Genomic DNA, 23080 nt, shown 5'->3' on the forward strand with positions numbered 1-23080 from the left:
TTCGGGTGCGGCTAGTCGCTCTTGGTACCGAAAATAATCTCGTCCCAGCCTGGCACGGACTTGCGAGATTTCTTAGTCCGTTTTATTCCCGCTTTGTCTCTGACTGGAGGCATCCCCGGCAATAAGCCGGAATCGGATGTGAGTTCTTCTGTGTCGTCGATAGGTGAAATTGGTGTAGCTGGCTGAGCGGTTTCGTCTTCGCTATTTGGATGTGCATCTGGTTCTGAGAAGGCATCGGAGAGATCAATCAAATCGCCGAGTTCTGATTCGTCAGCGGAGATGAGCTCTGCCTCGTTCTCATAGTCGATGTCAACCCGCCTGCCTCTCCGTGCAGCGAGACTGTCCAACAGTGTTAGGGTTCTTTCTGATGGGCCCGTTGCAGTGGGTTTTGCCGGCGTGGTGGGTGTTTGGGAGAGTTCTCTCCGGGGAAGGGGGGTGACCACTGGGGAAGGTTGAACCGGAGCAGATGCGGTGGTCTCGGTAAGCCAGTGAGCCTCTTCATCTAGTGCCACAAGATTGGAAGTTTTGACGTCAAATCTCCAAGAGGCATGGAGCTCTTTGGCTGAAAGTGCGAAGCTAATCTGTACGACCCATGGGTCGTCTTCATTTCTAGTTGCATCCCACTCAATGGAGTCTGGTGATACCCCACGGGTGGCAAGGCGGTCGATTACTAGGTCTCCTAAAGTGGGAGCTTGCGGATCGCCATGCAGATGCGCATTCTTGGCGCGGGAGGCAATAAAAGCGCGCTCGGAAAGTACCGCATGCTCAAAGCGTGAAACCGTACCCTTGTCGACGTGGTAGGCTGCGGCAATTTCTCCCGGGGTAGCGCCGGCGCGAATCAAACGCTGGATTTCGCGGGGACTTAGGCTCTCAGAGGCGTGGGCTAACGCACCCACAAGTTTACGGTCTGAGCGAACTAATGCGCGCAACTGTTCGTCTATCGCGACACTATAACGCGCCCCCTCTTCATCAGTGAAGACGATGTGCTGACCGTCGCTATGTAAGCCCAACAGCTCTAGTTCCCGCATAATTCCTCCATTTCACCCTTAGCGTGCCACGAATTAGCCTCCAAATGAGTTTGTTTGTCCGGAGTGTTGTATTTCTGCTGGTAGGAAAGGAGCGAGGTTTTGCCATTGCAAAACCTCGCTCGCGTGGCTATTATGCGTAGGACATTGAATGAACTTAAGTCTAACGAGGGAGAGGAAGACTTATGGCCACCGACTATGATGCTCCAAGGAAGAACGAAGATGAAGGTTCTGAGGACTCTATCGAAGAACTAAAATCAAGGCGAACCGATGTAGGTTCAAACGCCGTCGATGAGGATGAAGCTGAAGCAGCAGAAGGATTCGAATTGCCCGGAGCGGACTTATCTGCCGAAGAACTGGCAGTTGAAGTTATTCCCGCGCAAGACGATGAGTTCACCTGTTCGGAGTGCTTCCTCGTCCATCACCGCTCCCAACTAGCTGCGGTGAATGACGGTCTGCCGGTTTGCTCTGAGTGTGCTGAATCTCTTTAGACTGTCCTTCCCTCTCAGTGGTGTAATCTGGGTGCAGAAGCAAACGAGGTGACTGGTATGGGTATTTTCTCCCGAAAGAGGAGGGGAAATCGCGAATCCGCTGATTTATCTTCCTCACAGCTAGATAGTGTTGACTTGGCAACGGGGAAAGACCCTGAGGATAGCCAGATTACGGCCGACGATGACTCGATTGTTTTATCTCCCAGGTCATCCGATGCGGGACCGCTTGATGCGGAGTCTCTATCTGAATTACCTACTGATGGGTATGCAGATCTTGGGATTGTGCGCTTCCATCCTGTGTCTGGCATGCAGATGAATATGCCGCAAAATCAGGAGCCCTATTCTCCTTTGACTTTTATCATCGCGAATGCCGCCTTGCAGGTAACAGTGTTTGCCTGCCCGAAAGGGGAGGACGGCCGTTTGAAGCGCTATGAGGATATTACCCAAGCTTATGAAGGAAGCGACTCTACCGTGACCCAGGTTGAGACTCGTTACGGGACCGAGCTCCACGTCAGCACGCCGGTCACCGCTCCAGACGGCAGGGCAGGGGTCGGCGTCGTCAGGATTTTACTGGTGGGCGGTCACCGCTGGGTGGCTCAACTGGTGATTCACGGAGCAGCTGTTGATTTAGACTCCGCGGCGGCAAAACTCATTGACGACTTTATTGACTCATTGATTATCGTGCGGGGGAGTAACCCGGCCGCACCCTACAGCATTCTTTTGCCGCAAAATCCTGCTGAGTTTCAACAGGTGTAACTGAGATGTTTACTAGCCTTCGAGCTGCGGTGGCACGCATGCTGATTCGCATCAGAAATCTGAAGCGAAGTCCGCAACCCTCCGAAAATGGTGAGACCGTAGCGAGTCCCCCTGAGACAACCGCCATAGCTGATGCTGTTTCGAGGGAGCGAGTGATTCTGGCGGGAGTGATTCAATCTGTCACCTTTCATCCGGCAGAACAATCCGTTGGTATGACTGCAGTTATGGCCGACGGAACTGGTTCAGTTGTTTTGCTGTGGCTGGGTAAGAAGCACCCTCCGGGAATCGTTCCGGGTGCACAGGTACGTGTTGAGGGAATGCTCTCTAAGGCCGAGGGGGCACTCACTCTGATTAATCCGCGGTATGACCTGTTGGTCCCGCGACTGCTTATCGAGGATTGAGATAGATATGTCGGCAGCGCCAAAACAGTTAGGTAAGCAGTTAACTGAAGAAGAATTCTCATTTCAGGCTGCTCTTGGTGGTCCGCGTGGATTTGCGGAAGCTACAGCGCCGGGGCTGGGCTTTTTGGTCGTATTCTTAATCTCTTCGTCATTGCTGTGGTCCCTTGTGGTTGCTTTGGGAATCGGAGCAGTGTTGGCTGTAGTTCGTCTGATTGACCGAACAGCTCTCACCCAAGTGACCGCGGGTTTCGCCGGTGTCGCGATATCTGCTCTTTGGGCGTGGAAGAGCGGGAGAGGTAGTGACTTCTTCGCGCTTGGCTTGGTAACCAATCTGGTGCTTGCTGTGATATTTTTGTTGCTCTTGATAGTTCGTCAAGACCCGATCGGCTTAATCCTGGCAGGTACGGAAAACCTTCCTCGTGGCTGGCGTACTCGTCCTGAGTATCATAAGCTCAATCGCGCCTGTGTTAGATCCACTTGGCTATGGGTAGCACTGTGTGCGGCTAGATTGCTAGTGCAAGCGCCACTGTGGTGGGCAGGGTCAGTAGTCTGGCTGGGAACTGCCCGTTTACTGATGGGACTTCCTCTATTCGCCTTGGTCGCATGGTTGATGTGGATGATGGTTTCAAGCGCACTGACCGAGGTGAAAATGCGGGCTACTGCTCAGTGATCGTTTCAGGTTCTTCTGCCTGAGGTTCCTCTCCACGTACAAGCTCCGCGACCTGTGCGAGCAGATCTGCTTTCCGAGGGACGAGGAAGAGAAGTTCGTCCTGCGCGACGATCACCCCGTCGGGGTCAGGACTGATGGGTTTGCCGTCTCGTAGCAAAGCGGAAAGCACTACGGTTGGAGGAAGCTGGACATCCCCAATTCTGCGATCAACCAGCTTCGATGTTGATGGGATCACTGCAGCGTGCAAATCTACTCTAGCTTCATGGAAAGTAAAGATACGTACCGGTGTGCCAACTGATACCGCCTCTTCAACCAGCCCTGTCATGAGACGAGGAGTGGAAACCGGAACGTCGACCCCCCATGTTGCATCAAACATCCACTCATTGACATAGTTATTGACTCGGGCCACACAACGAGGCACCCCAAACTCGGTCTTCGCTAGCAAGGAAATCACAAGGTTCGACTTATCGTCACCTGTCGCTGCGACCATCACGTCGCAATTGGCTACGCCTGCTTCCTTTAAAGCATCAGGGGAACATGCATCTGCCAAGATCCAGTCTGCCTCTGCTACTGAGGCCACTTTGAGCTTGGAAGGTTTCTTATCAATTAGGGTAACTTCATGCTCATGAGAGAGGAGCTCGCGGGCAATGGAGCGTCCCACAGAGCCGGCACCTGCAATCACTATTTTCACGACTCAACTTCTTTCTCAGGTGCGAATTGGAGCGCACGTAAGGCAGCAATCCGGTTCTGTTCTTCTACCGCAAAGAAGGCGGTATCGCCTTCATGGAATAAGGTGTCGCGGTCTGGCAGTAAAGCTTCTCCTTGCCGGAGAATATAAGCTACCCGACTGGAATAGTTGTCTTCGAACTGTTCCACTAGGCGGCCTGTCCAGACTTCAGAAACCACTGCTTGGACTAGGGAGACCGAAGATGCGGAATCAGCATGAACTACTTCCAAATGGTCTGGAATCATATAGTGGAGCATTTGTGAAGTGGTGTATTGCACGGTTCCTACCGTAGGAATTCCAAGACGCTGATACACGCGGGCACGCTCAGGATCATAAATGCGTGCAGCCACACGCTCAATGCCAAATGATTCACGAACTACTCGGGCAGCAATAATATTTGAGTTGTCTCCGTTGGACACTGCTGCGAAAGCATAAGCGTCCTCAATTCCGGCTTGCCGCAGGGATTCTCGATCAAACCCTACACCGGTCACTCTTCTTCCTGTGAAGTCTGAGGGGAGGCGCCGGAAAGCATCAGAATCGATGTCGATAACCGCCACAGAATGGCCCATTTTATCTAGTTGTTCTGCCAATGACGCGCCGACGCGTCCAGAACCCATAATTACAAAGTGCACATAAAGAGACTACATTACCTAAAACACTGATAACAACCGCTCAGAGAAAACTTGCGCAGGAGAACTGGCTAGTGTGTTGAATTGTGATTGACAGCTCGGATTCAGGATAAAATTACCTGAGGAGTTTCCTAAGTTAGCTCTACAGTCTAAAGTTGGTAATTGTGCAGAACACCTTGGCTCGTTTCAAACGCTTTATTTTCGGGCGCCCGTTACAGACGGTCGCTCGTGATAGGTCCTTGCTTCCTAAACGGATTGCATTACCGGCCTTCGCTTCTGGTGCACTGTCATCAGTAGCCTATGCGCCCGATGAAATTTTGCTGATTCTTTCCCTAGCTGGATTCGGAGCGACGGTTTACGCACCTTGGGTTGGCCTAGTGGTTGTAGCTGTGCTCACGGTAGTGATTATTTCGTATCGACAAACCGTTTACGCATACCCTTCAGGCGGCGGAGATTATGAGGTTGTTAGTAAGAATCTAGGGCGTAAACCTGCGCTGGTGGTCGCTTCGGCTCTGATTGTGGACTATATGCTGACTGTGGCAGTATCGGTTGCTGCCGCATCGCGATACCTGGGGATTGTTTTCCCTCTCTTTGCTAACCACAAGGTGCTGGTTGCGGTATCCGTCGTCGTCTTGCTCACCTTGCTGCATATGCGAGGGATGCGGCAAACTGGCAGAGGCGCAGCGCTTCCTACCTACTTGTTCATGTTGGTGATTGGCTCGCTTGCGGTTGCAGGTTTGGTGAAAGAAGCCTGGGGAACCCTCGGAATCGCTCCAAGCGCTACCTATGACATCATTGCGACAGACCATTTTCAAGGTGGATTGACCGGACTGGCAGGCGCGTTCTTAATTCTTCGCGCTTTCTCTTCTGGTTGTGTTGCTTTAACGGGTGTGGAGACGATCGCGAATAATGTCCCCTCTTTCCGTAAACCCAAGGCGCAAAATGCGGCGGCGACTCTGGCTGTACTAGGTGTGGTTTCTGGGCTATTGCTGTTTTCGGTGGTGCATCTAGCCAGTGCCACCAAGATTCGCTATGTTGAAGATCCCTCCACTCAGATGCAGCTGCATGGCGCCCCAGTACCCGAAGGTACTGTGGTCGGGCCGGTCATTATTCAGCTTACCCGTGTCATTTTTGATGCAAATAACATAATCATCGGTATTGTCGGACTGGTAACTGCGCTTATTTTGGTTACTGCAGCTAACTCAGCAGTGAAAGGTTTTCCGGCGCTAATCTCTGTCCTAGCTAAAGACGGATTCCTCCCGAGACAGTTCTATACCCGCGGCGACAAGTTTTCATACTCAAACGGCATTTTGCTGCTAACTGTTCCCACGGTGGTACTGATTGTACTTATGCAGGCCTCTGTCACCGGTCTGATTCAGCTTTATATCATCGGGGTTTTCCTCTCTTTTACGCTGTCACAGCTGGGCATGATTAGGCATTGGGATAACGCCCTGAAGACTGAAATCGACGCCGATTTGCGCCGGAGATACCGTCATTCACGCAGAATTAACATGATTGGCGGCATTCTTACCACTGTTGTGGTAGCAGTTGTGTTTATCGCGAAGTTCACTCATGGCGCCTGGCTGGCAGTGCTACTGATGGCAGCTTTCTTCACGTTGATGCTGGCGATTTCAAATCACTATACTTCGGTCCGTGCCGAACTTGATGTTCCCAATTTATCCGCCGCGAGAGTTCTGCCGACACGTGTTCACGCGGTAATCTTGGTATCGAAACTGGACCGACCTTCAATGCGTGCGATTTCATACGCTCGTGCCACGAACCCCACCAGTGCGGAGATTCTCTCTGTTGTGTTCGATGAAGAGCATGTAGAGACACTGAAGGCGCAATGGGAAAAGAGCGGACTTCCTGTCCCATTGACTTTCGTGGATGCTCCCTATCGTGATGTAACTGTTCCCATTATGAAACATATTCGCGGATGGAGACGTCGTAATCCTGGTGAATTAGTCGTGGTTTATTTGCCTGAGTACCTAGTGCAACATTGGTGGCAGGGGCTACTACATAACCACACTGTACTAAGGCTTAAGACCACATTATTGTTTACCCCCGGTGTCGTAGTCGCCGCCGTGCCTTGGCAATTGGGCAATGAGCATAAGGCAACTTCTTTGGTGCGCGTAGTTAGCGAAGACCCGGTTGATGGAGATAAATCTTTAGGGGAGAAGAGGGGCTCATGAGTTCGCGTAAACGTGCCGGCAGAAAGCGCAAGCTAAGTGCTCAACAGTCCAGAGTTGGCACCAGCTTCGATCCGCAGCCAGTAAGCCTCCGGGTTGAAAGACCTGCCCATGGGGGTGCTTGCGTAGGTTTCCATGACGGTAAAGCTTATTTCGTTAAACACGCCATCCCTGGCGAGACTGTAGTAGCTAAGCCATATGCTGCCAAAGGCAAGGTAGTTTTTGCAGAAGCAATCGAAATTACTGTCCCCTCTTCACAGAGAGTGCCTACAATCTGGCCCGATGCGGGTCCTGGAGGAGTTGGAGGTGGGGAACTCTGCCATGTGAGTGCAGCTGGACAGAGACTGTGGAAAGCGGAAGTGGTTCGTGATAACCTCCGTCGTATTGGAGGAACCGGACTAGCCCAAGAGTTTGCGTCTTTGCTGGGCGAAAGCGGTGATCCTGCAATAGTCACTCAGGCGAGGCAAACGCAGGCTTGGCGTACTCGCTGCGAGTTTGTAATAGACGAAGATGGGTACCCAGCCATGTTCGTCTCCGAGAGCAATGAATTGCGCAGAGTGCATTCATTCCCCCTCGTCACCAACGATATGCAAGCCCTAGATTTTTGGTCTGAAGACTCTACGTGGCGAGAACTGTGGCGCCCAGGGCAGAGAATCCGGGTGATCGATTGCGCCGAGGGCGTTTTCGTGCGAATCGGCAAGAATTGGCACTCTAGCGAGGGAAAACGCCTTTTGCTAAATGAGGTGCACTACCGAGTAGATGGGAAGCTCTTCGCCGCCGATCCCAATGGTTTCTGGCAAGCCCATTTGGAAGCTCCCCACATGCTGAGAGAGGCATTAAAACAAGCCACTCAGGAAATCACCTATTGGGGGGCACTCGAACTGTATTCAGGGGCGGGACTCTTGACAGATGTTTTGCTTGCCGAATCTCAACTTGAGAGCCTAATTGCGATTGAGGGTAGCTCTCAAGCGGTTCTTCATGCGCGAGAAAACGTCACCGACGCCAAGGTTAAACACCTAAGCCTCTCGGTCACTGCTAACGAGGTCGAAAAACAGCTAGTAGACATGGATCTACCTGGTGAATCCCTAGTGGTGGCTGATCCTCCACGTAGCGGTCTCGGCCGCGGGATTGCGGAAGTCATGCGCAAATGTGCGGTAGCTGACGTGGTACTTATTTCCTGCGATCCGGCATCATTCGCCCGCGACGCGGCACTACTGCGCCAAAACGGTTACCAAGCAGTTCATCTCCAAGTACTCGACATATTCCCCGGTACATATCATCTGGAGATAGTTGCGCGCTTCACTGCTATTGACTCGAGTGCGAAATAACCTAGCCCAGGTTTAGGACCCTAGTAAAGAACGCCAGCTCACGCTCAAAGATCTGCTCAATACTGGCTTTGTTCTGCATATTATGAGTTTCGCCCGCAATCAGGTGTAGCTCGACCGGAATTTCAGCTTCCTGCAATTTACTCACGAACAACTTAGTCTCAGCGGCAGAGGAAATAGCTTCGTCTTCCGCTTGGAAAATCAACACCTCACCTGAGATTTCTTCAACATGATTAATCGGGGAGACCTGCTCGTAGGCATTTTCTTTACCGTCCAGGAGACGCTGAACCAAAAACGACTCAAATTTGTTAGTTCGCTGCTCCAATCCCTTAATATCCCAGAAACCAGAAACTGCCGAAATAGCCTTAAATTTGTCAGATTGGCGCATGGCATTCATCGCAGTCATTGCACCGGAAGAGAATCCCCGCAGCACGATACGTTCAGGGTCAACCCATCCTTGTCGAGTCACATACTGAACCCCCTCGATCACATCTTGAGAATCCATTAGGCCCCAGTTGCCGTTAAGTGCTTCACGGTAGACTTTGCCGTAACCCGTTGAACCACGGTAATCAACATCGAGATAAGCGAAACCGCGGGTAGTCCAGAACTGGACCTCCCAAGAAAGTCCAGTTTTAGCAGCATAGGTCGGGCCATGATGGACATTGACCACTAGGGGTGGCTGCTCATCTTGTGGTGTCATGTATGAATGGTTACGGGGTGCATAGAAGAAGCCGTGTACCATTACTCCATCAGAACTCCGCCAAGAGATTGGCTGGGCCAAAGAAATGTTCTCGGTGTCTAGCTCCAGATCCGCAGTATTACGGAGCACAATCGCTTCCCCCTGCCGGATTTCAACGATGCTAGGGAGGTCGGTGGCGCTTTCCCCAAGGAAGACCAGACGACCGTTCTCACAAACCACATTGCCGCAGGGATGCCAAGGGAAATTGGTTTCTTCCAGCTGGCCGTTCTTAATGTTCATCACGCCCATGCGCTTATGTCCGTTGTACGACCACGAGCAGATAATCTCATCCAGGGAGAAGTTGTCGTAGCTGTGCTTACCCAACTCCCATTGAGGGCTTGAGAATGCGCGCTGCGCTGGGTGAACCAGCCGGGTCTTCAGTTTCGCTGCCCACTCAGCACCTTGGTTAAAATTGAATCCCTCAGTGCGATAGAAGTTAGCCCAGCCGTTTGAGTCATCAATGTGTAGCAAATCGCCAGACATACCCCAGCGCGGCTCATAAACACAGACATCTTCCTCGTCAACCAAAGTGACGAAAGAGTCGAGCTCACCTGAATCCGTCAACTTACCCACGTGAAGAGCGGACTGGGTCCAAGGCATATGCGGGTGCTCCCAGCTGGTCCACGCCAGAGCTTTCCCATCCGGGCTGAGTGCTGGAGTGGCCACGAAGTCAGAAGAATCACTGAGGACCTTGATAGCGCTTGCGTCACGGGCAGCAGAACCATCGAGAGGGATTGCCACCAGTCGATTAGTCACATTGTCTTCATGTAGTTCTTCCACCGCATACAAAATGCCACGGTTCAAATCTAGGTCAAAATCGCCGTAGTGCGCGCGGGCCCGCGGCGTCAGGGGCACCATGGTACGCATAGAGTCTTTCAAATCGTACTTGTAAACCCGGCCGTCACTAATCTGGTTCGCAACGATAAGTGAGTCTTGGACCGCATAAGCGCGGCCGTTATAGCCGTTCACATTAATCTGCACATCCATGAGCTGATAATCAGGTGTCATCGGGAGAATCTCACCAATGACACCATTTGATTGGCGACGCAACAGAACGTGGCGGCCGCCCTCATTTAGGCGATGCTCAATCCAATAGGTATCGACGCCATCAATTCTGAGTCCAGAGATTCTTACCCGACGAGAAGTCAAAGTTACCGGCATTAAAGGAGTTTCCCAGGTGCCATAAGGGGCTTTCGTCAAGGGTTTCATTTCGTACCTCCGGTTCGCAGTTGTCGTAACTCAAGGTTACTCCATTGACGAACGATTAGTGTTTGCTAAGTTTGTATGTCGCGTATCAGAGACGAGTCGCATAGAATAATGTGTTTAGGTGCCAGATTGGCTTTATCAATGAGTGCTAAGGAGCGGCGGAGTGGATCTTGAGATGGAATCTTGTCCAGTCCCCTCTGACCTTTTGGCTAGTGTTACCGCACCCTCAGCTCTACGGCGGCTCACCCCATCAGAGCTAAAGCAACTAGCTGCAGATATTAGGGAATACCTAGTTGCTACGGTTTCCCGAACTGGCGGACACCTAGGGCCAAATCTTGGAGTGGTGGAGTTGACAATAGCTTTACACAAGGTGTTTAACTCTCCAACGGACACTATTTTATTCGATACTGGCCATCAGGCTTACGTGCATAAACTACTTACTGGTCGTCATGACTTTTCTACTTTACGCCAGGCTGGGGGCCTGTCCGGATACCCTAATCGGCAAGAGTCCGATCACGACGTAATTGAGAATTCGCATGCCTCGACGGCACTGTCTTGGGCTCATGGAATCGCCCTCGGAAAACACATGTCAGGCGATGAGAGCTACACAGTGGCCTTGATTGGTGACGGGGCTATGACGGGCGGTATGGCATGGGAAGCGCTCAATAACATTGCCGAGGATAGGGTCCGTCGCCTGATCATTGTAGTTAATGATAATGGCAGGTCCTACGCTCCGACTATTGGGGGCCTGCATCATCACCTCAATGGTTTGCGAACTAATCCGATGTATGAAAAGACGCTGTCTCAAGTAAAGGCTGCTTTGCTTGCCAGTGGCAAGCCGGGTGAAGTCACCTATGATACTTTGCGCACTTTGAAACGGGCGTTAAAGGATGTGATTGCTCCGCAGGCGCTCTTTGAGGATTTGGGCCTGAAATATATAGGTCCTTTTGATGGCCATAATATCGAAGATGTGACGGAGGCCTTGACGCAAGCCAAGGCGCTGCAACAGCCTGTGATCGTTCATGTGCGGACCGAGAAGGGAAGGGGCTACACGCCGGCAGAGCAAGATCATGTTGACCGATTCCATGCTGTCGGCGTGATTCATCCGGAAACCGGTCTGCCAGTGGCTCCGTCACGGTTTGGCTGGACCTCAGTGTTCGCGGATCAGATTATGGTTGAGGCCCGTAAACACCCAGAGATTATTGGCGTGACTGCAGCGATGATGGCTCCTGTGGGCTTGGGTCCGTTCTTCAAAGAATTCCCCGATCGGGTTATCGATGTAGGAATCGCTGAGCAACATGCAGTCACTATGTGTGCGGGGCTTGCCCAAGCTGGGATGCATCCAGTCTTTGCGGTATACGCAACCTTCTTGAACCGTGCCTTCGACCAGATGCTAATGGATGTTTCACTTCACCAAGCGGGCGTGACTTTCGTTCTGGATAGGGCCGGAGCAACTGGCGATGACGGAGCTAGCCACAACGGGATGTGGGATCTGGCGTTGACTCGCATAATCCCCAGTATGGAACTGGCGGCGCCTCGTGATGAGCCTACGCTCAGGGCTGCACTATCGAGAGCTCTCCAAGTTGATGACCATCCTACGGTGGTTCGTTACGCCAAGGGTTCTTTGCCGGAACCAATTCCTGCACTAGAGTCAAGATTTGGATTCGACATCCTCTACAGGTCAGATGAATCATCTGACCTGGACCATTCGCCGGTGGTGATTGTGGCAACCGGTGCACTCTGCGGGACCGCCGTTGAGGCAGGTCGTCTGCTCGGCAGGAGAAAACGCAAGGTAATCGTCGTTGATCCAATCTGGCTCTATCCTGTTTCCTCAGACTTGGTTGAGCTTTGTCGGTCTGCCGGGGCAGTCGTGACTGTTGAAGATGGGATTGTGAAATCTGGCTTTGGTGAAGAGCTGCTGGCGAGTGTGGCAGCTCAGGGCCGAGTCCCGGCTTGGCGTAGTTTGGGTTTGCCTCGTGAGTTCCTCGCGCACCAGTCTCGAAATAGTCTCCTTGAAGGTTCTGGCTTGAGCGCTGTATCTATTGCGGAAACTGCTATGTCACTGTAGAGTGCTCCAGTTTCTGAGCAACGGTCTTTTCTGGGATAAAAGTCCCAACTAGCGATTTTTTATGTGAGTTGCTTAACGTATTTTTCTCACTTTTTGACTGGTGTGACCGTACTAACGTGTGGCGTGGATGTGGCCAAAAGTCCTACGGCGTAGTCTTGCATTAGGACCCAAAAGTCCCTAACTATACATAGGAGTTGAAGATGGGAACGACTGATACGACAGCTACTGCTGCCACTCATGAAGAAGCATGGGAGGGTTTTGTAACTGGATCGTGGAACGATGAAATTGATGTTCGCGATTTCATTCAGCGTAACTACGAGCCCTACGAAGGGGATGCCTCATTCCTTTCTGGCCCGACTGAAAAGACGTTGAGAATCTGGGATACCCTAAGCAAGGATTACTTGTCAGTGGAACGTGAGAAGCGTGTCTACGATGTGGATACGGACACTCCCGCTGATGTTGACGCTTTTGGCCCTGGCTACATCTCTGATGACGACGACGTCATTGTTGGTTTACAGACCGACGTGCCGCTCAAGCGTGCGATGATGCCTAACGGTGGTTGGCGTATGGTTGAAACCGCCATCCGCGAGGCCGGTAAGGAACCTAATCAGGCCGTTAAGGACATCTTCACCAAGTACCGCAAAACCCACAATGACGCGGTCTTCGATATCTACACCCCGCGTATTCGTGCGGCCCGCTCATCACACATTATTACCGGTCTTCCTGACGCCTACGGTCGTGGACGTATTATTGGTGATTACCGTCGCGTTGCTCTGTACGGTGTTGACCGCCTGATTGCTGAAAAGATGGCTGACAAGGACCTGGTTGCTGACAAGCCGTTTAGCGAGCACTGGGCACGCTACCGCGAGGAGCATGCCGAGCAGATTAAGGCTCTTAAGAAGTTGAAGAACATGGCTGCTGGCTACGGCTTCGACATCTCCGGTCCTGCGAAGACCGCACAGGAGGCCGTCCAGTGGACCTACTTTGGTTACCTTGCTTCGGTCAAGAGCCAAGATGGCGCCGCGATGTCCTTCGGTCGTCTCTCCGGATTCTTCGATATCTATTTCCAGCGTGACTTGAAGGCTGGTCTGATTACGGAAAGTGACGCGCAAGAGATTATCGATGCGCTAGTCATTAAGCTTCGTATCGTTCGCTTCCTTCGTACGATCGACTATGATGCAATCTTCTCCGGCGATCCGTACTGGGCCACTTGGTCAGACGGTGGCATGGGTGAAGATGGTCGTACCTTGGTGACTAAGACTTCGTTCCGTCTATTGCAGACTTTGAACAACCTGGGGCCGGCTCCTGAGCCGAACATTACGCTGTTCTGGAACAAGAACCTACCCCAAGGCTACAAGGACTTCTGTGCTTTGGTTTCAATCACTACCTCTTCCTTGCAGTACGAAGCTGACGACCAGATTCGTGAACACTGGGGCGATGACGCCGCTATTGCATGCTGCGTTTCCCCGATGCGGGTTGGTAAGCAAATGCAGTTCTTTGGCGCGCGAGTAAACTCCGCTAAGGCACTGCTTTACGCGATGAACGGTGGCCGCGACGAAATGTCCGGCAAGCTTGTGGTGCCCGATCACGAGCCCATTCAGGGCGACGGTCCGCTAGACTTCGATGAGGTTTGGGAGCGCTATGAGAAGATGCTGGACTGGGTAGTTGGCACCTATGTTGAAGCTTTGAATATCATCCACTACTGCCATGACCGGTACGCCTACGAGGCAATGGAAATGGCTCTGCACGACTCTGACGTAGTTCGCACCATGGGTTGCGGTATTGCCGGTTTGTCGATTGTGGCTGATTCGCTATCTGCCATTAAGTACGCCAAGGTTTACCCGGTTCGTGACGAAACTGGATTAATCGTGGACTACAAGACCGAGGGTGATTTCCCGGTCTACGGAAACGACGATGATCGTGCAGATGATATTGCTGCTACCGTGGTTCACACGATTATGGCGAAGATTAAGGCTATCCCGATGTACCGTGACGCTATTCCGACCCAGTCGGTACTCACGATTACCTCGAATGTCGTTTACGGCAAAGCCACCGGTTCGTTCCCGTCCGGTCACAAGGCTGGCACGCCCTTCGCTCCCGGTGCGAACCCGGAAAACGGCATGGATACGCACGGCATGCTGGCATCAATGATGTCTGTTGGTAAGCTGGATTACGATGATGCGTTGGACGGTATTTCACTGACCAACACCATCACCCCGTCCGGCTTGGGTCGTACCCTAGATGAACAAGTAAAGAACCTAGTCGGAATCATGGATGCGGGATTTATCCCTCAGGCGTGATCGAAAATTACACAAAACACAAGGAGTCATATCATGGCAGAAAAAACATTCGAAGAGCGTCTCGCAAGCATGAAGGCATCGCGTGATGCAAATGGTGGTGTTAAGGGTCTGTACCACGCAAACATCAACGTTTTGAACCGTGACACCCTCTATGATGCAATGGAGCACCCGGAGAAGTACCCGCAGCTCACCATTCGCGTGTCTGGTTACGCAGTTAACTTTGTCCGCCTCACCCGTGAGCAGCAGATGGATGTTATCTCCCGTACCTTCCACGGTGACATGTGAGATGCTGAAATCTAAGTGATTTATAATCTGGGCTCGAAGCATTCCGCTTCGAGCCCAGATTCTCTTAGTCCCAACAGTTTTGGACTAAAATAGAAAGCAGAAACTGTGCACAATAGAGGAGGGCAGCACGATGGTAGATGAGAGATTTGATGCTACCAGATACGCAGACGGCTCTACCGGAGAGTACCGACCGGCTCCTCTCGATTACGAAGTACCGCGACTACAAGGTGCGGGTACTGCCGGCGTTGCAGCTGCGCCCTTAATGGATCGACGAGAGCACTTGGAAGCTGTACAACGCGGTGAAATCGGCTCCATGCATTCGTGGGAACTGGTCACGGCTGTGGATGGACCAGGTACCCGGATGACTATCTTTCTCGCGGGTTGTCCGCTCCGTTGCCTCTACTGCCACAACCCTGACACTTTCAAAATGCGCGACGGTCAACCGGTGCGTGCTGAGGATCTACTTCGAAAGATTGCGCGCTATGTGCCGATCTTTAATTCGTCTGGCGGTGGCATCACGATTTCTGGCGGGGAGCCTCTCATGCAACCCAACTTTGTTGCATGGTTACTACGCGGCGCAAAAGATCTAGGTGTACACACGTGCATCGACACTTCCGGATTCCTCGGCCGTAACCTGACAGATGAAATGATGTCCAATCTTGACCTGGTATTACTGGATCTAAAGTCTGGACTTCCTGACATATATCGGCGTACTACAGGCCGTGATTTGCAGCCTACGATTGATTTCGGTGACAGGCTTGCGGCAGCAGGGAAGAAAGTCTGGATTCGCTTCGTGTTAGTCCCGGGCCTGACAGACGGGCCGGAAAACGTGGAGGCGGTAGCTAGCCAGGTGGCTAAGTGGTCTAATGTTGCTAGGGTTGAAGTCTTGCCCTTCCACCAGATGGCTAGGGACAAGTGGTCTAACCTCAATCTTGAATATCAGCTGGCAGATGTTGAACCTCCCTCGAAAGAAGCCACCGAGGCGGTACGGGAAGTCTTCCGTGCTCATGGGTGCGAAACCTACTAATTCGCCGCTCACAGGAGGCAGGAAGGCCTTAAGGAGCACGACTAGCGGTATTAGCGGCGAGGAATATTATGGGTAAGTGGCTCGATTAAATCAATCTGCCACTGCCTACACCCCAGTTCTTCGAGTTCTGCTTCGACATTGGCGACGTCGTCATCGGCGCACTCGAAATCCGCCAGCAACCAACCAAGATGTTTAGTGATGGCAGTTGGGGCAATCAGCATGGGCTCTAAATCCAGCTTCTTAGCTAACTTATGTACCCGTTCCTTGAGTACCTCACTAATGCTCGAAGAGCGATGCCTTAAGTAGGAAGAAGTCGCGTAGCAGGGGAAATAGCTTGGATCAGTTGATCTACGAACCGGTGGCAAATCATCCTCGTCCATCCACTTGGCACGGTCCAAGGCATCCATCCATTCGTCCTCGAACTGTCTTGCTCGCGGTGACCGGAAAGCTGAATTCTTGTTCAACTCGCGGCGGGTGCGCGGCGGATGCGCGGCGACAGAAATCATAGCGCTAGTATTGAGCAGGCGCGAAGGGGACATGTCGATCTCCTCAGCGATTTCTTCCCGCGTCAACCAGAGTTCACGCAGCGTCGCGAACTGGCGGGGCGTGGTCAACTTGCCGGCTGCGCCTTTACGCCACTGATCTGGCTTTTTCTGGCGGGGGGCAAGCTCCATAATCGCGGCGAAGTTCTGCTCAGCCCATTCTAGGCGCCCTAGTTCCTTTAATTTGCTGGACAAGATTTCGTACAGCGGATGCAAAAGGTCAACGTCTAAGGCCGCATAACGAAGCCAATCGCGTGGAATCGGACGGACAGACCAATCCGCGGCCTGGTGCTCTTTCTCTAAAGTCACTCCGAGTAGCTGCTCACATACTGCAGCCAATCCAAATCGGCGCATTCCACATAGCCTCGCTGCCACCTCGGTATCAAAAAGCAGATCTGCTTGCAGACCCAGTTCTGCGATTCCGCGCAAGTCTTGATCTGCATCATGCAAAATCCAAATCCGATTCGAAAGCGCGGCCTGAGCAGGGGAGAGGTCGCTAATCGCAAGCGTGTCGACCAAGAATATTCTTCCGGAAGCGGTTTTGAACTGCACCAGTACGGTCGGTTGCCCATAGCGGAAACCGGACGAGCGCTCCGCGTCTACCGCGACTGGGCCAGGGTCGGCCTCTAGGGCAGAGATCATTTCACTAAAAGCTTCCTCAGTGTCAACGGGGTCCGGGACGCCACCTTGAGGAATAGTCTTGACCATAGGTTCTTCAGTCTCAGCGGACACGGGTTATGCCTTTGCGGTATGGGGGACTAACGAAATGACCGGAACCTCTGCCAATCCCGATTCCTGCCCGGAACAGATTAAAGCCAGACGAGCCCAAGCCTCCAGATGGGCAGACAAATCAAGGGTCTGTGGAGTCCAAGAAGCACGGATTTCCAGGTAGGAAATCTCTTCGCCACGGCGAATCGAACCAAAGGATTCCGAGGTCTCAACCGTCACCGTGCCAGTAGTCTTTTTCGCGCCGGCACCTGCTTGGTCTAACGCCTCATGAAACCACTGCCAGGCAACCTGTTTAATCAGTGGATCAGCAGCCATGGTCAAATCTGTGCGGGTTTGCATCATCATCACAATGCGGAACTTTCCGCCCCAACTCGAGTGCCCTTCAGGGTCGTAAAAAATCACGAATCTTCCATGAGCTGGATGGTCCAGCTCGCCAGTCTCGACCTTCAAAGAGAGTGCAGCCGAATATGGAGCTATTCCGCGAGGGGCAGGAACCTCTGTCAGGCTCACTCCGGCAGGCGTATATGCGTCCCGAAGGCTGTGGAGCGCCGCTAGGAACTCGGAGGGGGCAGACGTATGTTCATTTCGCACAAAATTAGGTTATGTGTTTACAGTCTAAAAACTTGTTTGCCGCGCCGAGAGAGATGTCGATACTCTGGAGACTACTCCCGTAGCTCACGCAGAACCAGAGTGGTTTTGCCAGGCACGGTTAGGCTTTCCCCCTCTTGGTAAACCGTCTCGTCGAAGTCGTCACCCGTGTTAAGCACAGTGATCCAAGAATCCGAAATTGAACGTTCAGGAAGCACAAAGGAGATTTCTTCTCCGGAAGCATTAGTCACCACGAGGAAACTGTCATCGTCGATTGGGCGTCCGTAGCGGTCGGGTTCGCCGATGGCATGTCCATTCAGGAAGATGGTGAGGGCTCTGGCGTAGTCTTGACTCCACTCTTCCTCGGTCATATGGTGGCCATTCGGGTTAAACCACTCAATCTCACGCCAGTCGGATTCTCCACCCCGAGAGGCCACTCCCTTGAAGAAGGAGCGCCGTCGGAATACCGGATGGTCCTTACGCAACTGAATTAGACGGGCCGTAAAGTCCTCCAAGGCAATCTGGTACTCATCACGCTCCCAGTTCATCCAAGAAAGCGGATTATCCTGGCAGTAGACGTTATTATTTCCGTTTTGAGTGCGTCCGTACTCATCGCCATGCAAGAGCATGGGGACGCCCTGTGAGAGCATCAAAGTAGTGAGGAAGTTACGGTGCTGTCGCGCCCGCAGCTGTAAAATCGCGATATCATCTGTGGGGCCCTCTAGGCCGCAGTTCCAGGAGCGGTTATGGGACTCCCCATCGGCGTTGTTCTCTCCGTTAGCCTCATTATGCTTCTCATTGTAGGAAACTAAATCATGCATGGTGAACCCGTCATGAGCGGTGACGAAGTTAATGGACGCCACCGGGAATCTCCCACTGGTTTCATACAAATCTGCTGACCCAGTGAAACGAGAAGCGAATTCAGCTAGCGTGGAAAACTCTCCACGCCAGAAATCGCGAACCGTGTCACGGTATTTTCCGTTCCATTCGGTCCAAAGCGGCGGAAATCCGCCCACCTGGTATCCGCCGTCGCCGATATCCCAAGGCTCAGCGATGAGCTTGACCTGAGAAACCACGGGATCTTGATGGATCAAATCAAAGAAAGCGGAGAGCTTATCGACTTCATGGAACTGGCGGGCCAAGGTGGAGGCCAAATCAAAGCGGAAACCGTCCACATGCATTTCCTGAGCCCAATAGCGCAAGGAATCCATAATCAACTGGAGTACGGCAGGAGAACGCATTAATAGTGAGTTCCCGGTACCCGTGGTGTCGAAGTAGTGGGCCTTGTCATCGTCCACTAGGCGATAGTAGGCCGCATTGTCGATGCCGCGGAAAGAAAGCGTGGGGCCGAGGTGGTTTCCTTCAGCAGTGTGGTTGTATACCACATCCATAATCACTTCAATATCGGCATCATGAAGCGCTCTCACCATGGATTTGAACTCAGTTACCTCAGAGCCAGGGGTGGGATCTGAGCAATAAGTGTTCTGGGGTGCGAAGAAACCAATAGTGTTGTATCCCCAGTAGTTGGACAGCCCTTTTTCAGTGAGGTGATGATCATTCACGAACTGATGGCAAGGCATCAGTTCTATAGCAGTGATTCCCAGTTTTTTCAGGTAGTCAATGGTGGAAGGATGGGCAATCCCGGCATAGGTTCCGCGTAATGGTTCGGGGATGTCAGGGTTTGTCATGGTTAGGCCCCGCACGTGAGCTTCGTAAATGATGCTCTCATGATAAGGATGCCCTGGTGGCCGGTCATGACCCCAATCAAAGAAGGGGTTTACCACCACCGAATGCATGGTGAAGTCTTTAGAATCTAGTCCATTCATTTGGGTGTTATCCCTAAATGAGTAGGAGTAAAGCGACTCATCCGATTGTGCCTGTCCGCTGATAGACTTAGCGTATGGGTCTAGCAGCAACTTAGTTGAGTCACAGCGGTGTCCCTGCGCTGGATCATAGGGGCCATAGACGCGGTATCCGTAGAGCTGGCCGGGACCAACTGTAGGAAAGTAACCATGCCAGACAGAGGCATCGACTTCAGTGAGTTCATAACGGGTCTCATTGAGATCCTCATCCAGGAGACAGAGTTCAACTTTCTCTGCGACGGAAGAGTAGAGTGCGAAGTTCGTTCCTGAACCGTCGTAGGTAGCACCTAGAGGATAGGATTTTCCTGGCCATTTTTCCATAAGCTGAGTATATAACTATTCAGTAAAAACAGCCGGACTAACGAAAAATGATTACTAATGAAAATATTGGTGGGCGATACTGGGATCGAACCAGTGACCTCTTCCGTGTCAGGGAAGCGCGCTACCGCTGCGCTAATCGCCCGAGCGGATGACGGGACTCGAACCCGCGACCCTCACCTTGGCAAGGTGATGCTCTACCAACTGAGCCACATCCGCAGTAGTCGTATAAGTGCTATCTCGGTACTCAAAATGTCCAGCACCGAGTGCTTTTGTCTTACGCAACAAGGTAGAACTTTAGCAAGTAGTTTCTGTTAAGGCAAGTTTGAAACGGCGTGTCTTCACAGCCCGTAATTTGGTCCTTTAAACCATCTGTTGTGCTACAAAGGATAACCAAGTATGTCTCCTCTTGCGCTTCGCTTGTAGATTCGCGAAATAGCGCAGGCCGATAGGGTTTTGGTGGGTGGGGTTAGTCCTAAAGTCTCTGCGAAAGAGTGTAAGTTTCGCGCCTTGTGTGTGTCTCCTCACCGCCCGTAAAGTTGCGTTGATTGCTTCAGCAGTCTAAACTTTCAATCTGCTAGGGCGATTGGCGCAGGGGTAGCGCGCTTCCTTCACACGGAAGAGGTCACTGGTTCGATCCCAGTATCGCCCACGGCTAGTAAGTCGTGATTGTCGATAATCTAGTACTACGCGGATGTGGCTCAGTTGGTAGAGCATCACCTTGCCAAGGTGAGGGTCGCGGGTTCGAGTCCCGTCATCCGCTCGGGCGATTAGCGCAGCGGTAGCGCGCTTCCCTGACACGGAAGAGGTCACTGGTTCGATCCCAGTATCGCCCACCACTTATAGGTGGGTTTTCTATCTGTAAGTAACCATGCGGATGTGGCTCAGTTGGTAGAGCATCACCTTGCCAAGGTGAGGGTCGCGGGTTCGAGTCCCGTCATCCGCTCTGGGACGATATATGTCCTTCCGGTGGGTTGGCCGAGAGGCGAGGCAGCGGCCTGCAAAGCCGTATACACGGGTTCGAATCCCGTACCCACCTCCGTTTGCTCGCCCGTTGATTGATTTGCCGAAGTGCTCAATCTTAGTTTTCCTCTCCGGTTTACTTGTTCCCATCGAACCTGTTTTTATATCTAAAATGCCGCTCTAAGATATTCTTAGAGCGGCATTTTATTGGTGTTATTGCAGACTAGGAAAGCTGAGAGATGACCTCATCAAGCAGCTTGTTCAGGTTCTCCGCCTGACCTTCAGCGGCCTGGAACTTACCGTCAACGACGGTTTCAGTACCAAGGTTCAACATCACCTGGGAGTCAACAGCCTTCATCTTGACGATTGCGACGATATCACGCCAGTGCTTGATTGCATTTTCAGCGCCGTGGTAGGAGTAGCCCACAAAGCCGACAGGCTTCTCGGTCCACTCGGCGAAGAGCAGGTCGAAAGCGTTCTTGAAAGCGGCCGGGGGTGCGGCATTGTACTCAGGGGTAATAAACAAGAAGCCATCTAGCTGAGCAATCTCAGCGGCCCACTTCTGGGTCTTGGGGTTCTCGTAGTTACCGTTTGCAGCACCGGGGTGGGTAGGTTCATTGAGGAGATCCAAATCAAAATCGGCAACCGCAACAGGCACGATGGTGACATCGGTGCGATCTGCGAGGGTTTCGGCAACCCACTTGCCGACGAAGCTGCCAACATTTCCCGGACGGGTGGTTCCGGTGATAACGCCAATCTTCATGTTTATACCTGTTTTCTACTAGACAGTGCACCACTGTTTGGTGCGCTCTCCAAGCATAAAGGACCATAGTTGCGTGCGCAACTATTCGCGTGATTATTTAGAGTTATCCTTCCCACATTTCGCTAGAGAAAGTCCCGAGAATGCGAAAAGGGACGGCTCTGCACACCTCAAAGTAGTTGAAATACAGCGTCTATCGGTGAGCCAGTGCTTTCGCAAAGTTCGGGCTAACCGGTAGCTCTGGTAGTAGTAATGCCTGGACAACGTGATAAGCATCCGGTTTGTCCGGCCAGGTTTGTATTCCCGGCTGATTGTTGGCTGTTAACTCATGCCACCACAGTCCGGGACCGGCGATAAAATTATCGCGGGCATACTTCCACCAGCTCACATAATATTTGCGAAGCAATGCAATCTCTTCCTTATATTGTTCGCCTTCCTCCGTTAGAGTTTTGATTGTGACGGCTAGCGCCCCTATAGCCTCGCAGGCTACCCAGTGCATCCGCTCTCGCACGATGGGTTTAAGATTCTCCCCAATGGTGTAAACGAATCCGAGCTGGCCATCTACACTCCATCCGTATTTAGTTGCCTGTTGAAGAATCGCAAGCGGCGCTGCTAGCATCCACCTGGGAGTCTCTTCTCCTCGTTCTAGCAAAGCGCCGCGCGCATGGAGGCATAAACGTGCCCATTCAAAGGAATGCCCAATAGTGTATCCCCAGGGTCGGAAAGGATGAGCTGGCTGATCACGATTGTAGTCTGGCAGTTCCGCCCAGTCTGAGGAGAAATGCTCAGGGATGAACCAGTCATGTTCTCGCGCTTGAACATTCAATGTCCAGTCCAAAATCGCAACCGCGCGGTCAAGCCAAATCCGACTGCCCGTTGCGTCGTAAGCGGCCAAGAACCCCTCGGTGGTGTGCATATTTGCGTTAACTCCACGATAGGGCTCCGATTCGCTAAAAGCGCGGTCAAATGACTCCTGGACACGCTGATGTTGCGACTCCCACCAGATTTTTTCACTGATATCTAAAGCGTCGTCAAGCAGTTCTTGTGACTGCGGAATGCCCGCACAGACACCGGCAGAGGCGGCCAAGATTACGAATGCATGGGCGTATGACTCCTTCCTCGCGCCGTCGCTGGTCGGGACGCCCTCGTCACCATTGCCAGGAACCGGCTCAATCACGCCAAAGTAGCCCCCATAAACCGGGTCATGCTGGTACTTACGAAGACACGAAATTCCATGCTGGGCGAGCTCAGTTGCCCCCTCAATTCCCAGTTCGGAAGCCAAACAGAACACGTAGGTCATCCGGGCAGTAATCCACAGCTCCACCTTTGAATCGGGAGCTAGCTTGCCATCGCGATTAAGCCGTCCAAAACCGGTTTCGACACGTGACCCTTTCGCTACCTCGATAATCGAATCACGCTCAAACGCCATACCGTCTAGGAGAAGGTAAAAATCTGCTGACGCTGTCATATTTTCCTCTTC

Annotated in this window: 17 protein-coding genes, 7 tRNA genes and 1 pseudogene; 14 read left to right on the forward strand and 11 right to left on the reverse strand. The window is 52.3% G+C overall.

The window, feature by feature from the left end; genetic code table 11:
• Nucleotides 1-11 precede the first annotated feature (11 nt).
• Nucleotides 12-1028, reverse strand: coding sequence for a septation protein SepH (gene sepH, locus BM477_RS03355; RefSeq protein ID WP_075361271.1), 1017 nt, complete (start codon nucleotides 1026-1028; stop codon nucleotides 12-14).
• A 182-nt stretch (nucleotides 1029-1210) separates the two neighbouring features.
• Here sepH and BM477_RS03360 point away from each other — a divergent pair, with 182 nt between their 5' ends.
• Genes BM477_RS03360 through BM477_RS03375 form a run of 4 tightly spaced genes read left to right on the forward strand, consistent with a single transcriptional unit; the run spans nucleotide 1211 to nucleotide 3343 of the window.
• A complete protein-coding gene (locus tag BM477_RS03360; protein ID WP_075361272.1) occupies nucleotides 1211-1516 on the forward strand; it encodes a DUF4193 domain-containing protein in 306 nt (101 codons plus the stop codon).
• A 57-nt stretch (nucleotides 1517-1573) separates the two neighbouring features.
• Nucleotides 1574-2272 carry a DUF3710 domain-containing protein gene (locus tag BM477_RS03365; protein WP_075361273.1) on the forward strand — a complete coding sequence of 233 codons (699 nt, stop codon included), beginning with the start codon at nucleotides 1574-1576 and terminating at the stop codon, nucleotides 2270-2272.
• Nucleotides 2273-2277: 5 nt separating this feature from the next.
• A complete protein-coding gene (locus BM477_RS03370; RefSeq protein ID WP_075361274.1) occupies nucleotides 2278-2673 on the forward strand; it encodes an OB-fold nucleic acid binding domain-containing protein in 396 nt (131 codons plus the stop codon).
• Between the two features lie 7 nt (nucleotides 2674-2680).
• Nucleotides 2681-3343 (forward strand): DUF3159 domain-containing protein, encoded by a 663-nt coding sequence (locus BM477_RS03375; RefSeq protein WP_075361275.1) that lies wholly within the window; start codon nucleotides 2681-2683, stop codon nucleotides 3341-3343.
• Here the strand turns inward: BM477_RS03375 and BM477_RS03380 are convergent.
• Together BM477_RS03380 and BM477_RS03385 are read right to left on the reverse strand one after the other, a co-directional pair.
• Nucleotides 3330-4034 carry a potassium channel family protein gene (locus BM477_RS03380; RefSeq protein WP_075361276.1) on the reverse strand — a complete coding sequence of 235 codons (705 nt, stop codon included), beginning with the start codon at nucleotides 4032-4034 and terminating at the stop codon, nucleotides 3330-3332. The two genes, BM477_RS03375 and BM477_RS03380, sit on opposite strands and share 14 nt — an antisense overlap.
• Complete coding sequence (locus BM477_RS03385) at nucleotides 4031-4702, reverse strand: potassium channel family protein (protein ID WP_075361277.1); 672 nt, start codon at nucleotides 4700-4702, stop codon at nucleotides 4031-4033. The genes BM477_RS03380 and BM477_RS03385 overlap by 4 nt, the downstream gene beginning before the upstream one ends.
• A gap of 161 nt (nucleotides 4703-4863) precedes the next feature.
• Here BM477_RS03385 and BM477_RS03390 point away from each other — a divergent pair, with 161 nt between their 5' ends.
• Together BM477_RS03390 and BM477_RS03395 are read left to right on the forward strand one after the other, a co-directional pair.
• Nucleotides 4864-6891: an APC family permease gene (locus BM477_RS03390; protein ID WP_084543698.1), complete on the forward strand. Its 2028-nt coding sequence runs from the start codon at nucleotides 4864-4866 to the stop codon at nucleotides 6889-6891.
• Complete coding sequence (locus BM477_RS03395; protein WP_075361279.1) at nucleotides 6888-8216, forward strand: class I SAM-dependent RNA methyltransferase; 1329 nt, start codon at nucleotides 6888-6890, stop codon at nucleotides 8214-8216. The genes BM477_RS03390 and BM477_RS03395 overlap by 4 nt, the downstream gene beginning before the upstream one ends.
• Before the next feature lies 1 nt (nucleotide 8217).
• Here the strand turns inward: BM477_RS03395 and BM477_RS03400 are convergent, their stop codons facing one another.
• The gene (locus BM477_RS03400; protein ID WP_075361280.1) at nucleotides 8218-10161 is read right to left on the reverse strand and encodes an alpha/beta hydrolase family protein; all 1944 of its coding nucleotides are present in this window, start codon (nucleotides 10159-10161) and stop codon (nucleotides 8218-8220) included.
• Between the two features lie 172 nt (nucleotides 10162-10333).
• Between BM477_RS03400 and dxs the strand changes: the two genes are divergently transcribed.
• The 3 genes and pseudogenes from dxs to pflA all read left to right on the forward strand — a co-directional run bounded on the left by dxs (nucleotide 10334) and on the right by pflA (nucleotide 15838).
• A complete protein-coding gene (gene dxs, locus BM477_RS03405) occupies nucleotides 10334-12226 on the forward strand; it encodes a 1-deoxy-D-xylulose-5-phosphate synthase (protein WP_075361420.1) in 1893 nt (630 codons plus the stop codon).
• Nucleotides 12227-12426: 200 nt separating this feature from the next.
• A pseudogene (gene pflB / locus BM477_RS03410) lies at nucleotides 12427-14799 on the forward strand (formate C-acetyltransferase); the annotation flags it as partial.
• 142 nt (nucleotides 14800-14941) lie between these two features.
• Nucleotides 14942-15838: a pyruvate formate-lyase-activating protein gene (gene pflA, locus BM477_RS03420; RefSeq protein ID WP_075361283.1), complete on the forward strand. Its 897-nt coding sequence runs from the start codon at nucleotides 14942-14944 to the stop codon at nucleotides 15836-15838.
• 50 nt (nucleotides 15839-15888) lie between these two features.
• Here pflA and BM477_RS03425 read toward each other — a convergent pair whose 3' ends face one another.
• The 5 genes from BM477_RS03425 to BM477_RS03445 form a co-directional block, all read right to left on the reverse strand.
• On the reverse strand, nucleotides 15889-17112 hold the full coding sequence (locus tag BM477_RS03425) for an HRDC domain-containing protein (protein WP_084543686.1): 1224 nt from the start codon (nucleotides 17110-17112) through the stop codon (nucleotides 15889-15891).
• A gap of 3 nt (nucleotides 17113-17115) precedes the next feature.
• Nucleotides 17116-17700 (reverse strand): DUF3000 family protein, encoded by a 585-nt coding sequence (locus tag BM477_RS03430; protein ID WP_075361284.1) that lies wholly within the window; start codon nucleotides 17698-17700, stop codon nucleotides 17116-17118.
• Nucleotides 17701-17771: 71 nt separating this feature from the next.
• Entirely contained in the window at nucleotides 17772-19880 is a 2109-nt protein-coding gene (glgX, locus tag BM477_RS03435; RefSeq protein ID WP_075361285.1) for a glycogen debranching protein GlgX, read from the reverse strand.
• 67 nt (nucleotides 19881-19947) lie between these two features.
• Nucleotides 19948-20022: transfer RNA gene (locus BM477_RS03440), tRNA-Val, on the reverse strand.
• A gap of 1 nt (nucleotide 20023) precedes the next feature.
• Nucleotides 20024-20096, reverse strand: a tRNA-Gly gene (locus BM477_RS03445).
• 361 nt (nucleotides 20097-20457) lie between these two features.
• Here BM477_RS03445 and BM477_RS03450 point away from each other — a divergent pair.
• From BM477_RS03450 to BM477_RS03470, 5 genes are all read left to right on the forward strand, one after another.
• Nucleotides 20458-20529, forward strand: a tRNA-Val gene (locus tag BM477_RS03450).
• A gap of 38 nt (nucleotides 20530-20567) precedes the next feature.
• Nucleotides 20568-20640 (forward strand) — tRNA-Gly (locus BM477_RS03455).
• 1 nt (nucleotide 20641) lies between these two features.
• Nucleotides 20642-20716: transfer RNA gene (locus BM477_RS03460), tRNA-Val, on the forward strand.
• 34 nt (nucleotides 20717-20750) lie between these two features.
• A tRNA-Gly gene (locus BM477_RS03465) sits at nucleotides 20751-20823 on the forward strand.
• Between the two features lie 22 nt (nucleotides 20824-20845).
• Nucleotides 20846-20916, forward strand: a tRNA-Cys gene (locus BM477_RS03470).
• A gap of 147 nt (nucleotides 20917-21063) precedes the next feature.
• On the opposite strand, the gene BM477_RS03475 is transcribed toward BM477_RS03470, so the two are convergent.
• Nucleotides 21064-21603, reverse strand: a complete 540-nt coding sequence (locus tag BM477_RS03475) for an NADPH-dependent FMN reductase (RefSeq protein WP_075361286.1) — start codon at nucleotides 21601-21603, stop codon at nucleotides 21064-21066.
• A 190-nt stretch (nucleotides 21604-21793) separates the two neighbouring features.
• Nucleotides 21794-23068 (reverse strand): AGE family epimerase/isomerase, encoded by a 1275-nt coding sequence (locus BM477_RS03480; protein ID WP_075361287.1) that lies wholly within the window; start codon nucleotides 23066-23068, stop codon nucleotides 21794-21796.
• Between the last annotated feature and the right edge of the window lie 12 nt (nucleotides 23069-23080).

It is taken from the genome of Boudabousia marimammalium (genome assembly GCF_001936115.1).
Classification (GTDB): Bacteria; Actinomycetota; Actinomycetes; order Actinomycetales; family Actinomycetaceae; genus Boudabousia; species Boudabousia marimammalium.

Coding starts and splice junctions, on each gene's coding strand:
- sepH (WP_075361271.1), bottom strand. CDS start 1,028: ATGCGGGAACTAGAGCTGTTGGGCTTACATAGCGACGGTCAGCACATC.
- BM477_RS03360 (WP_075361272.1), top strand. CDS start 1,211: ATGGCCACCGACTATGATGCTCCAAGGAAGAACGAAGATGAAGGTTCT.
- BM477_RS03365 (WP_075361273.1), top strand. CDS start 1,574: ATGGGTATTTTCTCCCGAAAGAGGAGGGGAAATCGCGAATCCGCTGAT.
- BM477_RS03370 (WP_075361274.1), top strand. CDS start 2,278: ATGTTTACTAGCCTTCGAGCTGCGGTGGCACGCATGCTGATTCGCATC.
- BM477_RS03375 (WP_075361275.1), top strand. CDS start 2,681: ATGTCGGCAGCGCCAAAACAGTTAGGTAAGCAGTTAACTGAAGAAGAA.
- BM477_RS03395 (WP_075361279.1), top strand. CDS start 6,888: ATGAGTTCGCGTAAACGTGCCGGCAGAAAGCGCAAGCTAAGTGCTCAA.
- BM477_RS03400 (WP_075361280.1), bottom strand. CDS start 10,161: ATGAAACCCTTGACGAAAGCCCCTTATGGCACCTGGGAAACTCCTTTA.
- dxs (WP_075361420.1), top strand. CDS start 10,334: ATGGAATCTTGTCCAGTCCCCTCTGACCTTTTGGCTAGTGTTACCGCA.
- pflA (WP_075361283.1), top strand. CDS start 14,942: ATGGTAGATGAGAGATTTGATGCTACCAGATACGCAGACGGCTCTACC.
- glgX (WP_075361285.1), bottom strand. CDS start 19,880: ATGGAAAAATGGCCAGGAAAATCCTATCCTCTAGGTGCTACCTACGAC.
- BM477_RS03475 (WP_075361286.1), bottom strand. CDS start 21,603: ATGAAGATTGGCGTTATCACCGGAACCACCCGTCCGGGAAATGTTGGC.
- BM477_RS03480 (WP_075361287.1), bottom strand. CDS start 23,068: ATGACAGCGTCAGCAGATTTTTACCTTCTCCTAGACGGTATGGCGTTT.